The organism is Viridibacillus sp. d25.2, from assembly GCF_055456015.2.
In genome coordinates, this window is record NZ_CM196652.1 from 2909540 (window position 1) to 2933691 (window position 24152).

Sequence of the window (24152 nt, forward strand, 5' to 3'; positions counted from 1 at the left end):
GTTATTATCCGTTAATATATCTCCAAGTTATCTACATGTTTTTCTTCATCTTCTAGCAATAAATTTTCAACTACTTTCGAAAGGCTTTCAATTGTTGGTGTCTCGAAAATAGAACGAATAGGTAAATTTATATTTAATAACTCATTTATATCGGAAACAATGCGCATAGCAAGTAATGAATGCCCCCCTAAACTAAAGAAATTATCTTTTTTACTGAAATGGTCAAACTCTAGGACGTTAGACCATACATCAGCAACTAATATTTCTACTTCTGTTTTTGGAGTCTCCTCTATTTGTTCATTAGCTACTATTTGGGGTTTAGGTAAAGATTTTTTATCTACCTTTCCATTAGTGGTGATAGGTAATTCTTTCATCTGAATCATATGAGCCGGAACCATATAACTAGGCAAGATACTACTAAGCCAATCATAAATTGCCTTTGTTTCAACTTTTAAACCTTTTTCTAAAACTATATATGAAACTATTTTTTTGTTTTTCGAATTATCATCATCTAGTATTACTACCGATTTATTGATTCCTGGATGTTGATTCAGTACCGCTTCAATCTCACCAAGCTCTATCCTATACCCTCTAACTTTTACCTGTGTATCCATTCTCCCTAAATACTCCAAATTCCCATCAAGTAAGAACCTTCCTAAATCACCTGTTTTAAATAGTCGTTCCCCTGGTAGAAAAGGATCATCTATAAATTTTTCTTGTGTGAGCTCTGGGCGGTTAAGATAGCCCTTCGCAACTCCGTCTCCCCCAATATAGATCTCACCCGTTATTCCAGAAGGAACTAATCTTAATAATTTATCTAAAACATATATATTAGTATTATTTATAGGACGACCAATCGGGAGCGAGTAGGATTCCTTATAGTCGTTAGGAACTTCAAAGATACAACAACCAACAACAGTTTCGGTTGGCCCGTACTCGTTGATTAAGATTGTTTCTGGTGCATGTTCCTGCCATACTTTTATATGTTCGTGGTAAAGAGCTTCTCCCCCGATTACAATTCGCTTCGCTGCCTCTTTTAACTCATTTTTGGATAGCTGCTGGCTAAGCATTTGAAGATGAGCAGGTGTAATTTTTATTAGGCTAAAGTTTTTACTTTTTTTCAATGTTTCGCTTAGTGAATCGAATCCTAGATAATTTGATACAAAACTGACCGTTTTACCAGCTAACAACGGTAAAAACAAACTAGTAATTGTTAAATCGAAACCAATAGGAGAGTGTACAGGAGCACCATTACCTTCCGATGTCTTGTAGGCCTCCAAAGCCCACGTTAAATAATTTACAAGTCCTTTATTTGAAATAACAACTCCTTTAGGTGTACCTGTAGAACCAGAAGTATAAATTACATAAGCATTATCCTCAGTGCCAGCTTTACAAGGGAAATTCCCCAAATTTCTTAAGTCTTGTTTCCACTCGTGCGAGTCAAGATAAATGATTTCAGCTTGATTCTCTTTTATTAAAACTGAGAGGTCACTATGACTTAATATAATCTCTAACTTTGCATCTTTTACAATGAATTTTAGGCGTTCTAAGGGATAGCTAGGGTCAAGAGGGACATATGCTCCTCCTACCTTCAATATTGCTAATATTCCAACAACTAAATCTATTGAATGATTAAAACACACCCCCACCAAGCAATTAGGTCCTATTCCTTTATCCCTTAGATAATACGCTAGTAGGTTGGCTTTTTCATTTAATTCCCTATAGGTTATCTTGTCTTGATCATCAACAACTGCAATAACATTCGGTGTTTTTTGAACCTGTTCTTCAAATAAATTATGAACGGGTAAATTTTTTTTAATAGAGACTTTTTTGCCTCTTGAGTATTTTAATATTCTCTCTTTTTCCATCTCTGACAAAATAGATATATCCTGTACTTGTTGATTAGGATTTTCAACAATACATTTTAATGCTTTCTCGAAATGGCTTAATATTAAATTAGCTGTTTCATCTGAGATTTCATCAGTTTTATACTTTATTTGTAAAGTAATATCCTTGCCTGGCTTTACTATAAATGCAACAGGGTAATTTGTTCTCTCTATTATAAAAGGATTTTGAATCTTAACATTTCCCCATTCATTTTTATTAGTTGTTTCTGGGTAGCTTTCAAATACAAATATACTATTAAACAAAGCTTGATCATTCGGAATATCAGCCCATTCTCTAAGCTTGATTAGTGGAGTATGTTCAAATTCTCTTATCTTAAGAAATTGCTTTTGAACTTCTCTTACCCAATTTGAGAATGTTTCTGTATGTTTAATTTTCACTTTAAAAGGGAGAGTGTTAATAAACATTCCTAAAATCGATTCAGCGCCTTCAAATTCTGCAGGTCTTCCAGAAAAAGTTGTTCCAAAAACGACTTCTTCTTCCAAACTATATCGATGTAAAAGAAGGGCCCAAATACTCTGTAGTAAGCAATTTATTGTGTAATGATTCAATCGTCCAACCTGGCGTATTTTCTCAGATAAATTAAGAGATAACTTTAGTTCTGCTTCATTATATTCGTAGGTATATTTACCCTGATTTGTTTTTTTCGCAAATTTGATAGTTGTAGCCGCCTTAAAATCTTTAAGTTCATCCGCCCAGAAATTACCATCATTTGACACATCTCTCAGTTGAAGCCATTGAATAAAATCCTTGTATTGACTATTACTCCTATATCTAATATGTGTATCATTAATTAAATTCTTATAACCTTGACCTATCTCTTCTAATAATAAAGATAGACTCCATCCATCTAACAAGAGATGATGACGTGTAAATATTAATTGATGATTTTGTTCACCTTTTTTTATTAAAGTAAATCGAAATAAAGGTACTCCTGTAAATCCCTTTTCTCTATCTAACTCTAGATACTTTTGTAGTTTACTCTCATAGTTCTCACTGGAAAGGTTAGACCAATCGTGAAATTCATATGGTATTTTTATATCTGTATAAACTACCTGAACTGGCTTTTCAAGTCCCTTCCAGAAAAAATCAGTTCGTAGTGCTTGATGGCGTTTCACTACTTGTTGAATACTTTCTATTAATAGTGATACTTTTAAATTCCCATTAAGTTCACAGGAGTATTGCACGATATATAACCCTTGTTCCGGTTCATATTCTGAATGGAATAGAATGCCTTGCTGGCAAGGTGATAGTTCATATAAAGTTTCAATGTTATCCATTTTTAGACGCTCCTTTATTTGATAAAATACCCATCAATGTATTCAAATCCTTTTGACTAATTTTAGCCTCTGGAAATTCTTCAGGGTTAGAAAATGTTAACTCTTTATTTTCTTTACAGTAACCTATCATTTTTCTTAAATTATCTATATAATTATCGGCAAGTTTTTGAATGGTGATTTGTTGATTGATGTTACAACAATATTCCCAATTTATCTTTAATCTTTGGTCCGTCACCATAGCAAGAATATCTAAGATATAACTTCTAATCCCCTGTTCATCTATTTCTCTCCCTTTATATCTTTGATTCATCTTAAAGATAGAACTATTAAAAGTTTGATCAAATTGACCTAAATAATTGAATTTAACTTCTGCTGCTGGTAAATCTCTTAGTCTATCACTCTCATCTTGAGAATCATTTAGATATCGAAGCAACCCAAATCCGATTCCTCTGTTAGGAATAGTTTGTAAATTTTCTTTAACAATCTTTACTAAATTCTTTAAGTCTTGATCTTCTCTAACTTTGTTTGCATCTATAAAGACAGGATATATACTAGTGAACCAACCTATAGTTCTTGATAGGTCTACTTTATCAATTAGTTCTTCTCGACCATGTCCCTCTAAATCTATATACAAGTTCTGATGTCCTATCTCATTTTTAAAGGTAATTAATAAGGCAGCTAAAAGTATATCGTTAATTTGGCATCCAAAGGTTTTAGGTACCAATCTCAGTAATTCTTCAGTTTCATTTTCTAATAAAGAAACGCTTATATTTCTTGCTGAAACTAGTGAATTCTCTCCATTAGTAAAATCTCTAGGAAATGGCACTTGCTTTGGATTAAAGCTCCTCCAATATTGATAATCTTTATCCAGTTTACGTGAGACGACTAACTTTTTGAGCTCTAATGTCCACTCTTGGAACGAAGTCGTTTTATAAGGTACATTAATTTCACTACCTGTCTTCAATTGTAGATAGAGGCTTTCTAAGTCTTCAATTAAAATTCTCCAAGACACTCCATCCATAATTAAGTGGTGAATAACTATTAATAACTTATCCCCCTGTGTAGGATATAATTTAAAATATTCGGCAGTTATTAACGGACCTTCTGTGATATTTAATGATTTTTGTTTACTATTTGCTGTTTCAATTACCATTTGATTCTGAACAGGTATGGCTAAATCAGAAAAGTTATGAACTGAAAGTGGAATATCATTGATGCTTTCATCATAATAATGTTCCCAATTCGCTGTATTATATATGAATTTTGACCGTAGGATATCATGGTGATCTACTAAATGATTAAGAGCTTTTTGTAACAATTCAATATCTAATTCCTCGTGTAAGTCTAATGATAGAGACATATTGTAATGAGAAAAATTAAGTAATTTTTTTTCAAAAAATAATCGCTGTATAGGCGTCAAAATATTCGTACCTGTTACTTTAGTTTGCTTCTGAATAAGTTCTGATAAGAAAGAAGTTTGAATATGTTTAGAGAGTTCTCTTATAGTAGGCTGGTTAAAAAGATGGTTAAAGTTAAAATACAGACTTAGCTTTCTGCATTTTGTTATTATCTGCATTCCCAGTATAGAATCTCCACCGAGCTCAAAGAAGTTATCATCAATTCCAATATCACTAGTTTGGAGAACTTCACCCCATACCTTTGCCAGAATTTTTTCAGACTCTGTTCTAGGTTCAATATATTCTTGATCCGATATATATTCAGGTTTAGGTAATGCTTTACGATCGAGTTTTCCGTTATGAGAAAGAGGCAATTCATCCAAAAAAACGAAACTCGATGGAATCATATACTCTGGAAGCTTCCCTTTAAGGTATTTTTTAATGTCTATTATTTTTAAATCAGATGTTTTACTCCTCGGTACTATGTATGCTACAAGACGATTATCATCCTCATTAAAATTTTGTTTTACAACAACAGCTTCATATATAGTAGGATACTGTGATAAAGCATAATCGATTTCACTAAGTTCTATACGAAAACCTCTTACTTTCACTTGAAAGTCTTTTCTTCCTAAATACTCTATGGTGCCATCCAAATGCAGACGCCCTATATCACCGGTTTTATATAAATATGGTGACAAACCATCATTAAAAGGATTATGAACGAAAGCCTGCTTAGTTAAATCAGATCGGTTAAGATAGCCCCTTGCTAAACCAACACTACTTATATACATTTCACCAGGAACTCCATTAGGAACAGGTATTAATTTGTTATCTAGAACATATACTTTTACATTAACAATCGATTTTCCAATAGGGATGAAACTAAGCTGGTTATCCCTTTTACTTTTCCAAGCAGTTGCTGTAACAGAAGCTTCAGTAGGTCCGTATAAATTAATTAAATCCGCTTTTATAACGTTATGAAAAGATTGTTGCAAACTGATAGATAAAGCCTCTCCTGACGAAAACACTCTTTTTAAGGAAGTACACCTTTTTATTCCTTCTTGTTGCAAAAAGACTTTAAGCATCGAAGGTACAAAAACAATGGTAGTGATTTCTTTATTAATTACTAGCTCTAATAGATAATCGGCATCTTTATGACCGTTTGGCTTGGCAATTATTAGTTGTGCCCCTGATATTAATGGCCAAAATATCTCTCTTATTGAGGCATCAAAACTAAAAGGTGCCTTTTGAATGACTTTATCCTCATGAGTTAATTCAAAGTTTTTTTGCATCCATGTTAGATAATTAACAATGCCTTCATGTTGCACCATAACCCCTTTGGGATTTCCAGTAGAGCCTGAAGTATATATCACATATATTAAGTTTTTTAGAGTGACATCATTATCTAAATTCTCACCGCTATACTTAAAAAAATTAGTATGTGAAGTAAGGCAAACTACTTGAACACCGTCTTTAATTATTCTAGTTTTAAGATGTTCTTGCGTTAAAACTATTGAAACGTTTGTATCCTCAAGTAAGTATTGTATTCTTTCTTCTGGATACGTAGGATCAATTGGCACATAGGCACCACCCGCCTTTAAAATTCCTAAAAGGCCTATGATCATTTCCAAAGATCGTTCTACATAAATGCCAACTAGTGTATCTGGACCAATCCCTTGCTCCCTAAGAAAGTATGCTATTTGATTTGCTCTTTCATTCAATTGTTGATAAGTTAGAATCTCTCCCTCAAAATCAACTGCTATATTATAAGGAGTAGCATTTACTTGTTTTTCAAATAGCTGATGCACACAGTGATTGTTTAGAACACATTTGTCAGGAATGTTATTATTAATAATTGAAAAGATTTCTTCTTTGTTTAATAATTGAATACCAGAAATATTTTGTTCAGGATCATTTGAAACTTCTTCCAAAATATTTAAATAACACTTCTTTATATTCTCAATAATCCTTACATCAAACATCTTTGCATTATAATAAAGCTGAACAGTTATCCGTCCACCCTTCGATGAAAAACCAAGTGAAATCTCAAAATATTCATTTAGTTTATTATGTATAGAATTAATTGGATATCTAAACTTTATATTCTTGTATTGATTAGGCGCTTTTAAAAAATGCTCATTTAAATCTATTTGACTATATTGCATTATTTCATATTGTTTTTTCTCTATTAATGACAATAATTCTAAAAAAGATAAATCTTTATTTAAATCTATTCGAAGTATTAAGGGGTTACCTACACTATTTTTAGGTGATAGAGTTGATTCAATTACTATACATTCTTGATTACTATAGCGATAAAGTAGAATTACATAAGATGATAGTAAAATATGATCCAATTTAGTTTGATATTTATCTGCCATGTTCAACAGACTTTGACGTATATTTTTAGGTATATCAAATGTAAGGCTATCTTTTTTTTCATACTCTTTATTTCCTTGTTTTATTGGGACTCCTGATGTTTCTCTTCCATTTAGATTACTCATCATTCTAAATCTCCTCATTTTATTTATAGTGTAATTAATATACTTTAAGGGAAACTAAGCTTTAGAGTTCTTGAATAAAAACAGGCTCTTCATAAAACCTCAGACCATTTGACCATTTGCTAATAAGTATATCCCAATCTCTATCGAGAGGTTCCGCTTTCTTTAGAAGTTCTAAGGGAATATTTAAGTTGAGAATTCTCCCACTCAATATACATCTAGTAACACCTGGTGGTAAAAGAAGGTTCTTTAGACCAACAGTCTTCATGAAATTTATGTCAACTTTAGGAAAGCTTACAGCTACCATATTATCGTTTTGTAAATATAAATTGTTTAAGGATTTTAGCCTTTGTACCTTATAATCTTTGCTATATGACTCTACAACTAAGTTCCATAGTTCTACCTTTTTTTCAAATGAGATGCCTTCTTTATCCCCAAATATATTCTCTAGCTTATTTTTGCTAAAGTACAATTTAGCAATAGATTGTCTATCTTCACTTTCATTGCCGAATTCTAATTCTAAACTTTCTTTTAATCTTTGAATCCAATCACCTAAAGGAACTAAGTGATACCATGTCTCAACTTTTAAAGAGTCAAGATTTTCAGTAGATACAACTTGAGCTAATATATTTTTACAACCTAGTTCTTTCAAAGCTGATGTTCTATGTGCTCCGTCTAAAATCAAGTATTTTCCATTCTCGATGTATAAAGCTAATGGTGGATTTTTTAGAACTCCATCAATTTCGAGTGTTGAACGTATATTTTCTATATGATGGTGACTGTATTTTTCATGAAAGCAGATATCCTCGACTGGAATGAATTTCAGCGTTTTTAAAATATTCTCTGGTATTGTGTTAATAGACATTTCTACTTGCCCCTTTCATCACTATAGGTAAACTAAAAGATGTAACAGTAGCTCATAACAAACGTTTATATGATTTTTCAATAAAATTTTTTTATTAAAGTAAATGGTTCCCAACTTGTAGTAGAAAATAATTTTACTCAAAGATAAAGCACAGTTTTTTAAAATAAATCAAATTTTCTGATTTTTTGAAACGTGATTTTAAACTGTCAGTTAGTATAAAAATAGTTACTAAATTTTAAATTAGCTTATATCAGATAACAAACCCCTTTCCAATATTAGAAATTGATTTAAAGATAGGTAACTACACTCAGATAAATCTCCATTTTTTTCTATTATTCCCTATTTTACACAAAAATTAAATTAATTTCAATTATTAAGATATTTTCAATTATTATATATACAATATACTTTTAGATAATTTCGATAATAATTAAAATATTATTTAAATATAGAGAATACAACTCAAAAAAATTGACTACATTAGAAAATTCAGCTATAAAAAAATTTAAAGTTCCAAGTGAACGAGAAACGCAATATATTTTTTAACAAGTACTTGTAAAACTTCAATAAAATCTAATATAAATATAAAAACAAGGAGATATATAATTTACCTATAAAGTAAAGTTGCTTGAAGGAACACCATGCATGAAAGAACACGCAAAACTTGAATGCCCCTCTCATATTGCTCTGTTTCTAGTTTCATCTGCGCAAGCTTAATAGCAAGCATTTCGGTATTATTATTGGGTGTCCTGATGAGAAAGATTTAAACCAAAATAATTGATAGTAAAATTTAAAAGTGGCAGCATATACTGATTTCCCGTATAAGGATGAGGACTATGTGAAAATCGTTGTTCTTTACTGGATGAGGTAAGAGAAGATTTTTGGGCAAGGTTAGACGGATAACCCCAAAGTAGAAGAACTCTTTCATTATGGTGACATAAGCTGTATTTGATAGCGATAAAATTCCCTTCTTGGGTGACTGAGTCCAAACAAAAAGAATAGTTGTATTAAATAAAAGCCTACTCATTAAGTAAAGTGTACCCTTTACAAAGGACGTTTCAAAAAAGCTAGGCAACCTGAGGATGATGTCTGTTGTTCAGGCGTCATCTTTTTAAGTTCCATTGACCTCGATAATGATTGTAATAGGTCATATAACACTTTATTACAACTTTTAATATTTCACATGATTTAATATCTATTTTCCCTTAAAAATGACCAAAGAAAGATTCTCGTGGCGCATTAACCCGACAGTTTCCACAGCGAGGCATGGTCTGACCTAATACCATTTTCTTGACAAGTTTTTGGAATTGAGGATTTGTATAGTGGAAAACCTGATTCGATTAAATGAACGCAACTTCAGCTAGTTTAACCCCATTCTTCTATTTTTGATTTTGAATAGTGAATAATTTCTTTGACATAAATACTGCTCCATCTAATTGTTTTTTCATTATGAAAGTTTGTCAAATTAAGCTCAGCACTTGCTCCTTAAAACATTCGTGTACAGTTTTCCAGCCAAACATCCCCTTGTACCACGTGAAGAAACAATGGTTTGAAATAAGTGACCTACAATTTGTTGGTGACAAAGTTGCTTTTAACTTTTCTTGAATAACTTCTTTTACTTCAACTGTACATTTTATTTTCGCACGTTCTGATACGGTAAGATGTTAGCTCATAGTAGCGCCCCGGTGTTTGTATTGTATAGGAACTTTCATTTTACAAGGTGTTGTTATGAGCTTCTTTAATTTTGTCTTAGGTGCTGCACTTAATATTACAATTCGTCTTATAAATAAAAATACCCTATAAGAGAGACTTTTTTTAATGTCTATCTTATAGGGTACATTTTAAGGAAGAGTGGGCTTATTTCATCCATTTTACTTGTATAGGTAATAATGTGGTATTTTAGATTGGAATTCTTTTAAGTTCACATGTAGTTATCATTATTAAATTCAATTTATGATACACCATCAAATTCTCCTACTTCATACTCACACTTAAAGCACCATTTAACAGCAGTTAAATTGCATTGATGAATAAATTGCATTATATTTCCTAACAAAACTGCTCCTCTCTTATTCCCATCGTTAAACCGTCTTTCGATAATTTCTAACCTGTGGTATTCAGGTCCATAACATCCCCTATAGACTGCGTTTAGGTCAAAAGTTTTTCTTAATATTAGACTATTCTTATTTATCCGAGAATGAAAATAGTTCCATAATTTGCTCTCGTTTAATCATCACAATCCCACTACATTTTAATATAAATTTCCGATTTTTTCTAAATGTGTTGTTCTGATAATTTGGCCATTTCATGCATAAAAGACGCTAAGCCTAATTCGAAAATGCGCCCGTTTCTAAGAGATTAGTTTCAATTTGCAACGCCGTTTTGAGGTATAATTTTAAGGCTTTAATCTGTCCCTCTGTGTCAGCTTCTTTTTTTCCAGCAAGATTTGTCTCCAATAAGATACCATCGGTAACATTTATCATAAAGGTGGCAATCGTACTAAGGGGCTGTTTTGGGTAAAATTCCCCTGTATCAACTCCTTTTTGAAGCATTTTGATATAGTTCTCTCTTGCACGATTGAAACGTGTAAGTAAATACGGCATACGCTCCATTCCTTCGCTACGCCATCCTGTAACGAAATATTCAAAAGTAACTGCACTAATTTTATTTTTATTAATTGAATCTTTACTGTACTCATCTAAAATAGACTCTATAGTTTCCCAAACAGTTTGATTACTTTGGATAAGATTATGAATTTTCTTTTCAAACTGTTCGTCCCTTTCATTCAGGATGCTCTTCAACATTTCTTCTGTACTAGAAAAATATTGATATACTCCACCTCGACTCATCCCAGATACTTCAACAACGTCTTTCATAGTTGTAGGTTCGAAACCCTTTTGACAGAACACAGTTTCTGCAGCCTTCAGTATTTCACGCTTACGTTTTTCTTTGTATTCTTTCGATACTTTAGGTGACATTTCAAACCTTCTTTCAAAAGGAGATTTAATTATAATCGTTAACAAGCTGACTGCAATCAAAGATGTGCCTGACACAATAAATGTCGTAACAACGCCAAACAATTCGGAGAGAATTCCACCTGAAACCATTCCAATCAATGTCCCAAGTGTAGTCATACTGTTGATCATTCCGAAGACACGACCAGTTTTATCTACTGGAGTATTTTTTTGTGCAATTATGTTTAAAGGTATAATCGCCGATCCAAAAGAAAAACCAGCTAGAAAAAATAGCATGGGATATGCAATTGAAAGAAATGTAGGGGAAAGTTGAGACATAAGAGCAAGCGCTGTAAGTGAAATTCCAAGTCCTAAAGCACCGAAAAACATGCAACCTAGTGTCGAACGAATATGTTTTTTTGTATATATAGCTGATGCTATAAACATACCACCGCCACTAGCGGCCATACTATATCCCGCAACGGTTACAGGATCTTGAAAGATACCCCTTAAAAGGACCATGAATTGAGTATCGGCGACTTGTAAAACGAGAAGCAACAATGTGGTAATAATTAAACTAACTAAAATGACAGGAATTGTTTTTAGGAAAGAGAATCCTTCTTTCAGTTCTACTAGGAAATTAGAAATGATATTCAGTTTTTGCTGTTCTTTTTCTTCAACTACAGCATTTCGATGGCGCTTTGGTACACCAAGTAAAAAGAGTGCTGACAAAGCAAACGTAAGAGCATCGATATAAAATGCCAATTGAACGCCTGCAGTAGCAACAAACATACCGCTAAGTACTGGACCAATGATTTTTGCCCCATTATCAATCATTCCACTGATTCCCATTGCAGCTTGAATTTGGTCATCTTCTACAATTTCCTTTAATTTACCATTTTTCGCAGGGATAAATAATGCTACAAACGAACTTTTTAAAAATAACAAAACATATACTTGCCATAGTTGGGTTGAAAATGCAACTCCAAGAACAAGGACCAAGCAGAATAGATCGGAAATCAACATAATTAAGCGTCGTTCAAAACGATCACTTAGTACCCCGCTAACTGGACCAAACAAAACCATAGGACCTACAAATACTAGCATTACACCAGATACTGCTATTGGTGAAGTATTCCACTTTACAGCAACCAAAGTAATTACAGCTAAAATATCCAACCAGTTCCCAATAGCCGAAACGGTTTGGGAGGCAATCAAATACAAAAAATCCTTATTTTTATACAGACGTTTTGAATCAGAACCACTAGTCATCCTTATTCCCCCCATTAATGAAAATAATATCAAAACTGACAACCTTGTCATTATTATAAAATGACAGGGTTGTCAGTTTCAAGAACTAAATAAGAATAATTTAACATTATTACCTATAATACCAATTCAAGACAGATAGGTAAGGGTTTGACGTTATCGCCTCCTTTCAAATTTTATTTACATTTATTTTTTACAACTGTTAAAGGAGAAAAAGAACTACTAAGACCAATCCCCATACAAACACAATCTATTAGCGTTTTACAATATGCAACGCAATAAGTGAATCGGGTTCATCAGGAATAGTCGCCATAAAGTATAGATCCAATCAACACACGTCAGCGTTAAATGGTCATAACTGTAATAGAAATATCATTTTCCATAGCTATAATGTTCTACAAAATCAACATAAAGAAAATCAGCAAAAGGTTCCATTTATTCATGCTATGCTTATTAGAAGCAATCAAAGAAAAGAGAATTACCTGAGCGTGTCCCACAAAAGCACGCCAACTGATAATTCCCCAATCGAAACGTTTCATTCCACGCTAAAGTCTAAGGTATCTAACCTGTTGATATATTTTTTACCTTTTTAGGATTTAATAAGAATATTTTCACTACTTCTTGTTTTCAAGAAAAATTCTTGGTGTTCTTTTAGAAATCTAACATAACGTTGGACCTCTTCTATTGTTGTGTATGGCGAGATTGCAAAAAAGAGCATATAGGGATATCCACTTGTTTGAGTTTGCTGCTTATACGAGACGCTTCTTTTTTGTATTTCAAAAGAATCTACTCCAATCCCAGTTGTTTCTACAGATTTATACAGACTATAGTGTGATAGCTCTGAACAGAAGCAATAGAGATTTTGCGGTACATCATTTAATTAGAAGACAGCGCGTAACAGGCACTGTTAAGACGTAAAGAGTTAAAGACAGCCCCTTGTCCTCCCCAAGTTGTATATCCTGCACTGATGCTTACGTAGTATCCGATAAGTTTGGATAGCATACTAGTTACTTCGATTTCTGCTATAGCCGCTGCTGGGCTTTCACATCCCAAATATTGTTCCCATTGAGCACCATTACTAAATTCCCAATAATACTAGCAATTCAATTCCTCCATCGGCACATCCGCTTTCGGAACATCTGCCTTTTGAATGACACGATTATAGTAATCCTCTGTGTATGTGGGCATTTCTCATAGCGTTAGTTTGTTAGGATCCTTTAATTCATCTATTTTCGTTAAAATCGTCCTAAAGTAGGACAATATTCCCTCTCTTTGAATGTCATTCCCGTCCATACTAGGAAACAATTTTTGTACTTTCTTCATTGTTTTAGCTCCTTGATGTTTTACTACTAGTAGTTTTGTTTTATTAAAAATAGAATCCCATCTTATAGACCTGCTGCATAAAAAAACCGACGTTGATAGCAATTGGAACAACTTATTTTAAGAGAAAATAACAACTATAAAAGAATATATATCCTACATTCGATTCTTTCCTGTATAAAAAAGAAGCTTTCCACAAGTTGGATCAATCTATGAGAAGCACTCTTATATTTATTAACCAGCAAGGAGAAGTGCTATTGGAAAATAGACTACTATAATGGATGTAATGACAATCAGTTCAATCACCTTTCTTTTGTTAATCGTACTCACTCTTTCTGAAAAACGTCTGGAATTTTATTTATTTTCTGTATGGCTATCTCTTTCATTACCACTCATTACTAGTAGGGAACTTTTTTGGTGGCCCATAAAATTGATGGTTGGCAAAAACAGAGCTTGCAGGCACGTATATAATTCTAAAAATACAACTTAAAAAGAGCGACGGCCATCATTGGCTACCGCTCTGTAAATTCCTCTAAATTCAACTGGTGAATGGAGTTGGTGCGGGTAGTGATGTAAATAATCTAGCTATTATTTAACGCACTAAGCACTAATGCTTGCCATCAGAAGTTACGATCACTATTTTAGCATTCGTAATACCTGGTAACGATTTCGTCATCACCGGGGAATGATATGCAACAATTTTCATGCCTGCCTTCAATTCCGTTTCTCCGATCAGGTCGCTTTAAAGGCACGAAAAATCACATTACCAAACGCGGCTCAGCTAGGCTTCGCCATATGCTTTATACAGCCGTTCGCTGTTCCATTCGAGATAGCCGTAAAAAGAAAACAATAGATGAAACTATTGCCCGAAACAAACGATTACGAGCCTTCTACGATTTTAAACGTGAGGAAGGAAAGCCGTATAAAGTAGCCATTATTGCTTGTGCTAATAAGCTTTTACACTGGATTTATGCAATTTTAAAAACGAAAGCACCATTCCAAGAAACTATTTAATAACAGCATTTTCAAATAAAACAAAAACCTTCCACACTGAATGAGGAGGTTATTTGTCTTGCGCATTTTTAGTATAACATGAAGTGTTTTTTGGTTATCAATGTTTTTCTTGACATTCTATTAGCTGGTTTAGTTTAGCAACTCGCTTTACGCATCATAATTTTTTAATTGTTTGGTATTTATAAAAAATGCTGTTCCTATTATAAATATGCCTAAACAAACGAACATAGCAATCGCTGAATATTCTTCATCAAATATTGTTGTGTTAACCAAAATAACTAACATCATTAGTGCGAGTGATACATATAAGCCTTTAATATATTTCATAAGTTATACCTCCACCTTAATAGCAGTTGTACTATTACTATTCAGATTATTGATACTTCATTTTAATATTAACATTAATTCCCTTTATTTGAAATTAAAATACAAAAGAACCTGAGTTTATTCAACTAAACTGCCCGGTTAGGGGGAAAACGGTTTAACTTTTTTATAATCGGTGCAACTTTATTTCAAATCTACAATAGTCCATCAATAATCAATTTAGAATTTTCTTAGTTTGCATTTTTATCAATATTGCAGAAACTAATCCGATACTAAGTGTTGTAGCAAGAAGAATGAACGCTACTGTAAAGCTACCAGTTTTCATAAAGTAAACAGATATAATTGGCGCAACACTTGTTCCAGCAAATAACATAACCGTATACATAGAGACTGCAATGCCACCCATTTTCGCTAATTGACCAACAAGTGTCACTAATGAAGGGACAGCAAGAGCAATGCCACTAACAAATATGATGCTAATTATGGTTAAACCAATTATGTTTGAAATAACGCTCATCATGATTAGTGCGATAATCGAAAGAGTCAAGGCAACTTTAAGTACAAACAACACATTGAATCGTTTTGCTAATTTTCCTGCAAAAGGTGCCATTATCATTCCTAAAATACCAAAAGATCGAATGTAAATTAGTTTCTGACTACTCATTCCAAAAGAAGCACTCGTAAGATACTCACCCAAAATAATATACATACTGACAAAAGAAAGTAATAGAACGAATGCAATCATATAACTAAATATTAAATTTCCATTGCTAAAAATTGTACCGATCTTTTTCATGGGCTCCCATATATTTTTGGTTTGGTTAAGAGCCACTCCTTTTGGCAATAACCACGATACTAGGAAGGCAGTAAAAATATACACTATAGAAAGAACATAAAATATTACATGCCAATGAGTATGTTCACTAACATATCCGCTAAATACCTGACCTACAATTCCAGCTACAAGAAAACCTGTGCTTATAAAACCAACTGCTCCTACTTTTTTATCATTTGGAAATACCTCAAGAGTATACGCAAGTGCTACTGGTGAAAATGTAGCGGCCGCAAGTCCCTGTAACCCTCTTAGTAGTAGAATTAAAGAAAAATCATTAACCATTCCTAGTAGCAACGTTATAATACTTAATGAAAAAAGTCCCATAACAATCACATTTTTTCGTCCATATTTTTCTGATATAGCTCCATAGAAAAAACACCCTGTAGCAAATCCAAGCGAAAAAATACTTGAAGTGGTGCCTGCTTTGGACAATGAAATATGAAAATAATCACTGAAAAGACTAATAAGAGGTATTGTTAAATATAAACTAGACATAACTACCATCCCTGACCAAGATAAAATAATTGTCATCAGAGAATAATTTGCTTGGTTTCCTGTAATTTCTTTGTTCATAAAATAAATCACCCTTTTTAATTTGATTAACTTATAGTTAGACAATCTAATTAAATGATTAAAAAAATTAAACTGCATCAACGAAGCTACAGTTTAACGTTCAACCTCAAGTCTTCTTTGTATAGATTTTAATAATTTATTAACCAGCTTCTCAAAGACTTTTCGTTCATCGGGTTCCAAACCAATCATGTTAGAAGCACAAGACGACCAATAACTTGGCAAAATTTCAGCAACAAAAGTACGACCTTCATCTGTTAAACTCACATAAATTTTCCTACGATCTTCTTTACTATGATTCCGCACGACAAGATTTCTCTTTTCTAACCAATCTATCATTGAAGTTGCCGATGCCCTCGTAATCCCTAATCGTTCAGCTATAGCAGAAGGAGTCGCTCGTCTTTCACCATGTAGTGTAAGTAATAATAGTAAGTCTAATTTACTTTCTGTAATTCCGAAAGGGGCCAGCTCAATATCCATTACATCTAAAACGTAGTCACTTAACCACAACAACATTAATCCTAATTTTGCATCTTCTTGATTCGTATTACCCAAAGAAGACGTTTGAATCAGCTCAATATACGGCTCTACGCCTAATACTGGTAAATCATCTTCATTAGTGAACATTTTTTTGAATTTTGTCATTTAATCACCTTTAAATTAGATTATCTAACTATAAATCTAAATTATTGCAAGAAGTATTATTACCGAAGGAACTGGTCCTAAAGTTGTGCCAGTCGAGGTTCATCAAAAGTTAGATTTGAAGTGGAATATATTAAATATCAATAATTTTGCAATAAAAAAAGAAAGAAGGGAAAATGGGATTGACCCCAAAAGTATAGCTGTAGCAGCCCCATAAATAACATTTCCAGCAGCAGTTGAAGCAAGTAGATGGCAACGTTCAATTTCTTTACTTGTAAATTCTTCTACACTAGCAGGATATGTTAAATCTGCATATACTCCAAATCTACTTGTTCTTGTCTTACTACATCGTACCTGATATCTCTGTTTGCACATTTTACCTGGATTACGAATGGTTGGGCAAGGAATCCAAGTCCATCCCCTTCACACAAAGAGGTTAAATAAATTTGTTGTCTGTTTTTATTGAGTGTCTTCGTCACCTTTGTACTCCAAAATATCACCTGGCTGACATTCCAAAGTCTTACATATCGCTTCTAATGTTGAAAATCGAACCGCTTTTGCTTTCCCATTTTTCAGAATAGAAAGATTCGCCATAGTAATTCCAACCCTTTCTGAAAGCTCCGTTACGCTCATTTTTCGTTTTGCTAACATCACATCAATATTAATAATAATTGCCATACCATCCACCTCAGACCGTCAAATCATTTTCTGATTTTATATTAATCACTTCTTGTAGAAGCCGTTTGAGGATGGCAGCAAAAACGGCGATAATCAACGAAGCAATAATGATGATGAGTCCCATTATTCCAATAGGAGGGTCAACTTCCTTTGCTATAAAATGGAAGATCGGCAAACCTAATACATACAAACCACTGATTATAATCGCACAGCACTTTATGTTCTTTAACGCATTTACTGATAATTCCGAGAACTCTGCGTTCTCGTCAATGTACCGTAAAAGATTAAAAGCCTGATAGAGAGCAAAGTAAAAAGGCACAGCCGATCCATACATCACGATGAAAATGAGATATTTCATCAGGGAAATATTTGGATACAATTTTGATGCGAAATTCGCCACATGGGGTACTAAAAATATACATAAAGCAAGAACTGCAATTCCAGCCAGAAAAATAATTACCTTTAAGAAAGTTGTTGAACCCCGTTTAACATTCATTGTATATCCAAATTGGATAATGTATGACTAAAAATAATAAAGCCGTTATTATATTCGCCTTCCAAAAAGCTGAATGCGGCACTCAAGTTTGTCCACCTCTTTCACAGCACCCCGTTTAGTTTAAATACATTTTTCCACTTATTAAAAAACGAGTCGTTTTCTATGAGAGAAACGACTCGTTAGGATAAACTTTTTTAACTTTGTATAAAGGCCATTACAATTAAGCTATATCGGAATCCAAAATTATTTCTTCCTTAACTTTATTACGCTTTAAAGCAGAGGCAAGTATGACAATCATGCTAATCAATCCAATCCAAACAAGTACAGAAAGTGGAGTGTTCCAGGTTAACCCTTCACCAAAGAAAAATAAGTTTCGAAGACCTTCTATCATAAATCGCATTGGCAACCATGAGTAAATCCAATCTCTATAGAATGAAGACATCATTTCAGGTGCTAATGCTAGTAACGGCCCTCCGAAGAATAGTAGTAAGGCAAAGATTCCAATCCCCTTAATCCCAACTAATGAAAGTACAGCTAAAATCATTAAGATAAAGCTGAATGAAGAAATTGTTAAAAATAATGCTGTATCAATATAATCTGGTATATTTAGTCCTACCATTCCCTCTGCTAGCCATGTAAAGCCAAATCCAATTACTAGTGATACAATAACACCCATAAAAATTTGTCCAGCCTTTGACATAAGCTTTTCTTTTCGAGTGCTGATTGGCAATTTGCTAACTGCAATAAAGAGAATTGCTGCACTAGCTAAACTTGCAATCCATAGTGGCTGGAATAAGGAAACAGGCGCATTTCCGTTTGCACTATTACTACCAACTGCATTCACATTTGTCACTTTCTTCTCGATTGGAACAGTAAGGTTTGTAGCCTGTTCTACCGTTAAAAGTGCTCCTTGCTTTTCAAATCCATTAAACAATTGCTCTCGGACAGTATTATTCATATTGTCCACTACTCCATTTAAAATCTGTCCTGCCATCGTTGAAGCAGCCGTATTCATTCCCTGATTGATAAATATTTGTACTAAAACTTCAGAATCTTCAAAAGCTGAAGACCCAGTTGTAAAGTGGATAGAAGTAAAAAGTAGTGAGGCAGTAGAAAAGGGTTTAGATGATCAAAAATATTACGCTGCATTAGTGATTCCAAAAGATTTTAGCGTAAAGCAAGCAACCGTTGGAAATAATGTTAGTGAAAAAATAAAAATAACTGCCAATGCAATAATGGGTGAAACTAGTAATAGTTTGCTTTTCAACATACTATAGCCTCCCTGAATTTTATTATAGTTAATATCTTAGTCTCCAATCCACTTATGTTCAATAATCAAAAATGGCAAATATGTTGGTTAAGGAACAGCTTTTATAAATGTGTTGGATAAAATTAAGGAGGAAGAAACGTGCGAAATAATAATACGGACCTGCGGATCATTCGGACAAAAGAATCAATCCGAGAAGCACTAGTAGAATTAATCGAAGAAAAAGGTTTTGAAGCAATTACAGTAAAAGACATTACAACGAGAGCCAAAATTAATAGGGGTACATTTTATTCACATTATCAAGACAAATATGACTTAATGACGAAATGCGAAGAAGAAATTATGCTTGAAATATCCAGAATTGCAAAACAAAACTACCCAGCAGTTATTGCTTCACTCGAAACTGATTCACCAAATTTAAAACCATTTCAACTAACAGTTTTATTATTTGAGTATTTAAATGAAAATAATGGATTTATGAAAGCTGTATTAGGCCCAAAAGGAGATTTATCATTTCAAACAAGATTAAAGGAACAATGGATGAATAGTGGCCGGAAAGAAACACCTCAAGAAATGGCTCGAATACTATCCACAATTACTTTGAACGGGCCATTCTTTGCCGCTGGTTTAAAAAAGTAATTTAATACTCGGGACAGTAAAAAAACAAGTACTGTCTCTTTTATATTTATATACTTGTTAACTAAACCTCTTCTTTAATTCAATAAGAAAAAAGGCCTTACTACTTCTTGCAGTAATGCACCCCGTGAGTTCAACAACTAATTATCCATTTCGACTAGTAAATAGTATCAATTTTAATTAAAGCCCAATTTTCCTTAAGTAGTTTCCCATCAAGCTTAACTTTTCGAAGTAAACCTTCAACATCTTCTCTTATGATTTCGCTGGAAGAATCATTGAATTTCCAAAACATGAATTGACCCGTTCCACAAACCGATATAGAATGTTTCATCTTTATAAATAAAATGAATCTCCCTTCCCATACTTAAATCTTCAAGAAATTCCTCATAACTGTATTCTATTCTGAACACCTTCTCTAATTTTCTATTCTTCGGCTACCCTGCTCCGATAGTTGGAAAAAAGAGCTATCTGAACCGCTCAGAGAACTTTGAACTTCCACTAAAGCACCCCGTTCGCTTCCTTTAACGGAACAACTTTGATATCACTCAGCAGTTCTTTAAACCAAATCATTGTTACTATTGAAACCATAATTTTCTAATCTCCGACAAAGAAAATATTTTGAAATAAACAGACAAAAAACTCCGGTTCTTGGATTGGGCAATCTTCTTGAATTTCTAAATATGTCTTAAACAATTCAGTTGTTTTCATTTTCCATCTTGCTACTTCTTTCCCTTTATAGTAAACCTTCACCCAATCCATGATTTCCTTCTTAACTATGTATTCATTCAAGCTATTTATAATACGAAATTCAGGGACAACTTTTTGCCATGAAATATAACTTACTTCATATTCTTCACTCGTAAGACAGTTAATAACTTTATACGTAGGACTTCCCAACGATTTGGTATTCTTTATGCACTGATAAACTATATCTCTATCGTTGGAATAAACGTCGATTTGGACGTTCCAATCAATATTCCACACATAGGTTGCCATTCTTGTTAATATATTTTTGTAATTTCTTTTAAACCTACATACAACATTTCCTTGTTGGTCGATTACATCAACCAATTTAGTGGAATCTTTGATTTTAGGAGGTGAATAGGTGTACTTCTGCATTTGAATATCCCTCATTAATGTTTTTATGGTATTTTCATATAATTATATAAAATTTTTGTGTAATTCTCCAATAAACATCCAATTTCGTGATATCGCTACTTCACAATCTGGCCCTTCAACGTAATAACTTATTGCAACTCAACAGTTCCTTAATCTATCTTCTATCTTTCAATTCAGATGTTCTTTTCCTTTTCACTATAAAAACACTCCTTTAGATAACCATCTAAAGAGGTGGAGCATTGCAAAGGAACAATAATAGCCCTAGCGTTCGTTGCATTACAACTTCATTCTAAGTGGCTCGACAACGAGAAGAAGTTGGAAAACAACTAGAGAAAAAAATGAACTAGAATCACTTCGAAAAAAATTCAGACCATATGATGAATAAACAAAAAAGACCAGGTACTCACTTTTAAAATGAGCGCCTGGTTATTTGTTTTGGTGACTTAATAGTAATTCTTAGGGCTTGATTAACGTTCTATGTTGTACTTAGTTATACTACACCAATGATTTCTTTATAAACTCAAAAACTATTTAACTCTGATTCTAAACTGTCTACAAATTCGTTAATTTGTTCCATTTTTACTTTTAGACATAGTGCAGGACCACCTTCTGATGCACTATGATTATTCTTCTCCCCTGCATCTAACACAAAAATTAATCTATAATAAGGTTCCCATTCATCTCTTTCATGTTCGGGCACTTGAAGAAAACCATGTCCAGGATAATAATAATTACCAAATAGAGGAATATGATAAATACACAAGCCTGGATCATGAGGCTCTAGCATACTTAGATACACAATATCGATTTGTTTTAAATCATCTAATAACTTTAAGAAATCTCTCTTTAAGCAAGCGATTTCTGTATGCACCTCTGGAAAAGCAGGACCAGAGCGGAAATGAATGTGGAATTTTACACTCGCATCATTTACTAATTTTAAATTTATTTCAACTTCACAACTTGATTGACTAAAATAATCTTTTAATAAAGCCATAAATAATTCCCCTTTACCCTAATTAGCGTTTGCTTATACTAAATAAATTACAACAATCCACAGTTACTATACCATGGATTGTTGTCATACTATATATGAACTACTAGGAAATTTTCTTACTAGACTAGATTTTCCTGAAGTCCCATTTTTTTGTTTTTATCCAATTAAGTAACTTATGAATTTCCTCATTACCTTCTTCAAATCGAATAAGAAATCCTATTGCTGAAATTATGTCATCACTTACGACATTTCCTTTTCTTTTTAACATATTCTTTATACGCTCTATAACAGGTTTAATGGCAGTTTTCTATCCATGGCTACTGAAACCTAATATGGCATATCCTTTAACTGCACCAGACCGGTCTTGTAAATCCTCTAAAAAAGTCGGAAGTAAGGAAGCATCCCTATGTCGATAAATACGAACATTTAACATCGCATTTTAGATGATCAAGTAAATTTAAAAGGTGAGGAATAGCTTTATATGTACCAATCTCAAATAATACAGAATTTGCATAGGTTAAGTCGTACTCATCTGTTGTCTCAGATATAATTTTAATGAGTGCTTCCTCTGCAATAGAACTCTTACATCCCCTTAATGCTCTGATAGCCCCCTGCCTGACAAGCCAACGCTCATCTTTAATAAATTTCAATATGGTTGAACAGCCTTTTGCAATTTTTTAAACTAACCTGCTGCTTTAGTTAAAGACGAAAAAAGAGCCGTTTGAGTAGCTCAAAGATTTTCTACTAAAGCACTCCGTTAGTTCAATAAGAAAAAACCTGAGTGTAGTTAATAATTTCCGAAGTTTAGTTCGGTTGCTAAATGTTTTTCATCAAATAAAAATGGAAATACGTTCTCCCTCTGACAATCTTGAACTAGGTTTAATGACTTGGTCATTTAATTGAATCGTTCCTTTTTCAATCTTTTCTATAATCTGTGATCGACTCCAATCCTCGATTTGGTTTGCAAGCACTTTATCAATTCGATGTTTTCCTATCACTTCATCTAGTACAATGTGTATCATCTTTACTCCTTGTTCTTTTAAGCTGGTTATTGGAATGGCTGACATAATTGAAGATTCTTCTTCCTGCTCCTCAATTTTAGCAACATGCTCTGAGAACGTTTTATAAATAGCTAACTTTTTGTTCCACGTATGATTTTTTCCGCATTTATAAATCGCATATTTGTATATGCTTTTTCCGTTTGCGTTATGCCTTCGCACATTAGTGTCCGTAAAAACCGATAATTTGCCACACATTTTGCAATGCTTCTTTACGGCTCGTTCTGGGATTTGAGAAAGTTCCCAGTGGAATGTTATATTCAGCATTAATCCTTCACCTCTTAATAGATAATGGTATGCAAGGATCTATTTGGATATTTTGCAGCGAAGTATAAAATTAAATTGAAAAAATTAAAAAGGAGATCCCCTACAAGGACCTCCTTTCTTCTCACACTATTCTGCCCCATTAGTTATAGAAGAAGAAGGGGTCAAGAATTACTTTTCGATATGTACTTATTTTCTCCTGGTAACTTCTTTATCTCTTTCCAAGCAGCAATAGCATCTTCTCGCTTTTTCCCTTTGTTTTCAGGATCAGTAAAGTAATCTCGCGTAAATTGATTATATTCAAATTGAGAACTAATTGTTGTGATGTATGAAGGGTCTTTCTTACGATCCTCTTCTTCATACCAGGCAGCAATTACTTCTTGATATGTCTTTCCTACATTTTCTTTAAAATAGTTTTGAATATGTGTGGAAAAATGAAATTTAGGAATTTGTGATTTAAAGAATGCCCTTACTGCCTGACTACAACGATGCTCTTCTGTAATAATTGTATTTAGGCTCAATTCCTTTGATTTGGCAGACTTTTGGTAAGAATTTTGTTTTCTCGATGGTTTAACGATTTTTCCTGTTTGAAGAAAGAAAGCAATTCTATCTGTGATTTCAACTTTTGAACCTGAAGTACTTAACCCATTTTCTCTACAAAAAACCTGTAGTTCTTCTTTTAACCAGTAAAAATCCCTGAAATCTTTTTCATTCAAATCCTTTGATAATACGGGCCGCATTTCATTCACCTCTTTTGTATT

Annotated in this window: 17 protein-coding genes and 4 pseudogenes; 3 read left to right on the forward strand and 18 right to left on the reverse strand. The window is 33.2% G+C overall.

Features of this window, described 5'->3' with window-relative positions; all coding sequences use genetic code 11:
- Nucleotides 1-11: 11 nt before the first annotated feature.
- From ACZLO7_RS14365 to ACZLO7_RS14390, 6 genes and pseudogenes are all read right to left on the reverse strand, one after another.
- Nucleotides 12-3185, reverse strand: coding sequence for a non-ribosomal peptide synthetase (locus ACZLO7_RS14365; protein ID WP_464939155.1), 3174 nt, complete (start codon nt 3183-3185; stop codon nt 12-14).
- Nucleotides 3178-7092, reverse strand: coding sequence for a non-ribosomal peptide synthetase (locus ACZLO7_RS14370; protein ID WP_464939154.1), 3915 nt, complete (start codon nt 7090-7092; stop codon nt 3178-3180). The genes ACZLO7_RS14365 and ACZLO7_RS14370 overlap by 8 nt, the downstream gene beginning before the upstream one ends.
- A gap of 58 nt (nt 7093-7150) precedes the next feature.
- On the reverse strand, nt 7151-7951 hold the full coding sequence (locus tag ACZLO7_RS14375; RefSeq protein WP_464939153.1) for a ParB N-terminal domain-containing protein: 801 nt from the start codon (nt 7949-7951) through the stop codon (nt 7151-7153).
- Between the two features lie 1103 nt (nt 7952-9054).
- A pseudogene (locus tag ACZLO7_RS14380) lies at nt 9055-9291 on the reverse strand (IS3 family transposase); the annotation flags it as partial.
- Between the two features lie 987 nt (nt 9292-10278).
- The gene (locus ACZLO7_RS14385) at nt 10279-12177 is read right to left on the reverse strand and encodes an MFS transporter (protein WP_464939151.1); all 1899 of its coding nucleotides are present in this window, start codon (nt 12175-12177) and stop codon (nt 10279-10281) included.
- 1188 nt (nt 12178-13365) lie between these two features.
- Complete coding sequence (locus tag ACZLO7_RS14390; protein ID WP_464939149.1) at nt 13366-13497, reverse strand: hypothetical protein; 132 nt, start codon at nt 13495-13497, stop codon at nt 13366-13368.
- Between the two features lie 729 nt (nt 13498-14226).
- Here ACZLO7_RS14390 and ACZLO7_RS14395 point away from each other — a divergent pair.
- Nucleotides 14227-14508: pseudogene (locus ACZLO7_RS14395) on the forward strand (IS110 family transposase); the annotation flags it as partial.
- Between the two features lie 147 nt (nt 14509-14655).
- On the opposite strand, the gene ACZLO7_RS14400 reads toward ACZLO7_RS14395, so the two are convergent.
- From ACZLO7_RS14400 to ACZLO7_RS14425, 6 genes and pseudogenes are all read right to left on the reverse strand, one after another.
- Nucleotides 14656-14835: a hypothetical protein gene (locus ACZLO7_RS14400; protein ID WP_464939148.1), complete on the reverse strand. Its 180-nt coding sequence runs from the start codon at nt 14833-14835 to the stop codon at nt 14656-14658.
- A 211-nt stretch (nt 14836-15046) separates the two neighbouring features.
- The gene (locus ACZLO7_RS14405) at nt 15047-16240 is read right to left on the reverse strand and encodes an MFS transporter (RefSeq protein ID WP_464939146.1); all 1194 of its coding nucleotides are present in this window, start codon (nt 16238-16240) and stop codon (nt 15047-15049) included.
- Between the two features lie 93 nt (nt 16241-16333).
- Nucleotides 16334-16882: a MarR family winged helix-turn-helix transcriptional regulator gene (locus tag ACZLO7_RS14410; RefSeq protein ID WP_464939145.1), complete on the reverse strand. Its 549-nt coding sequence runs from the start codon at nt 16880-16882 to the stop codon at nt 16334-16336.
- Between the two features lie 456 nt (nt 16883-17338).
- Nucleotides 17339-17557 carry a helix-turn-helix domain-containing protein gene (locus ACZLO7_RS14415; RefSeq protein WP_464939144.1) on the reverse strand — a complete coding sequence of 73 codons (219 nt, stop codon included), beginning with the start codon at nt 17555-17557 and terminating at the stop codon, nt 17339-17341.
- Nucleotides 17558-17567: 10 nt separating this feature from the next.
- On the reverse strand, nt 17568-18053 hold the full coding sequence (locus tag ACZLO7_RS14420; protein WP_464939143.1) for a DUF2975 domain-containing protein: 486 nt from the start codon (nt 18051-18053) through the stop codon (nt 17568-17570).
- A gap of 220 nt (nt 18054-18273) precedes the next feature.
- A pseudogene (locus ACZLO7_RS14425) lies at nt 18274-19139 on the reverse strand (ABC-2 transporter permease); the annotation flags it as partial.
- Between ACZLO7_RS14425 and ACZLO7_RS14430 the strand changes: the two are divergent.
- Nucleotides 19118-19241 (forward strand): annotated as a pseudogene (locus tag ACZLO7_RS14430) (YhgE/Pip domain-containing protein); the annotation flags it as partial. The pseudogenes ACZLO7_RS14425 and ACZLO7_RS14430 sit on opposite strands and share 22 nt — an antisense overlap.
- Here ACZLO7_RS14430 and ACZLO7_RS14435 read toward each other — a convergent pair.
- Nucleotides 19192-19323, reverse strand: a complete 132-nt coding sequence (locus ACZLO7_RS14435) for a hypothetical protein (protein WP_464939177.1) — start codon at nt 19321-19323, stop codon at nt 19192-19194. The pseudogene ACZLO7_RS14430 and the gene ACZLO7_RS14435 overlap by 50 nt on opposite strands.
- Before the next feature lie 138 nt (nt 19324-19461).
- Between ACZLO7_RS14435 and ACZLO7_RS14440 the strand changes: the two genes are divergently transcribed.
- Nucleotides 19462-19959: a TetR/AcrR family transcriptional regulator gene (locus tag ACZLO7_RS14440; RefSeq protein WP_464939142.1), complete on the forward strand. Its 498-nt coding sequence runs from the start codon at nt 19462-19464 to the stop codon at nt 19957-19959.
- 591 nt (nt 19960-20550) lie between these two features.
- Here the strand turns inward: ACZLO7_RS14440 and ACZLO7_RS14445 are convergent.
- The 5 genes from ACZLO7_RS14445 to ACZLO7_RS14465 form a co-directional block, all read right to left on the reverse strand.
- Nucleotides 20551-21075, reverse strand: coding sequence for a tubby C-terminal domain-like protein (locus ACZLO7_RS14445; RefSeq protein WP_464939141.1), 525 nt, complete (start codon nt 21073-21075; stop codon nt 20551-20553).
- A 520-nt stretch (nt 21076-21595) separates the two neighbouring features.
- Nucleotides 21596-22069 (reverse strand): hypothetical protein, encoded by a 474-nt coding sequence (locus tag ACZLO7_RS14450; protein WP_464939140.1) that lies wholly within the window; start codon nt 22067-22069, stop codon nt 21596-21598.
- Nucleotides 22070-22473: 404 nt separating this feature from the next.
- Nucleotides 22474-22719, reverse strand: a complete 246-nt coding sequence (locus ACZLO7_RS14455; protein WP_464939139.1) for a HEAT repeat domain-containing protein — start codon at nt 22717-22719, stop codon at nt 22474-22476.
- 180 nt (nt 22720-22899) lie between these two features.
- Nucleotides 22900-23394, reverse strand: coding sequence for a S4 domain-containing protein (locus tag ACZLO7_RS14460; protein WP_464939138.1), 495 nt, complete (start codon nt 23392-23394; stop codon nt 22900-22902).
- Nucleotides 23395-23555: 161 nt separating this feature from the next.
- The gene (locus ACZLO7_RS14465) at nt 23556-24131 is read right to left on the reverse strand and encodes a DUF6434 domain-containing protein (RefSeq protein ID WP_464939137.1); all 576 of its coding nucleotides are present in this window, start codon (nt 24129-24131) and stop codon (nt 23556-23558) included.
- Between the last annotated feature and the right edge of the window lie 21 nt (nt 24132-24152).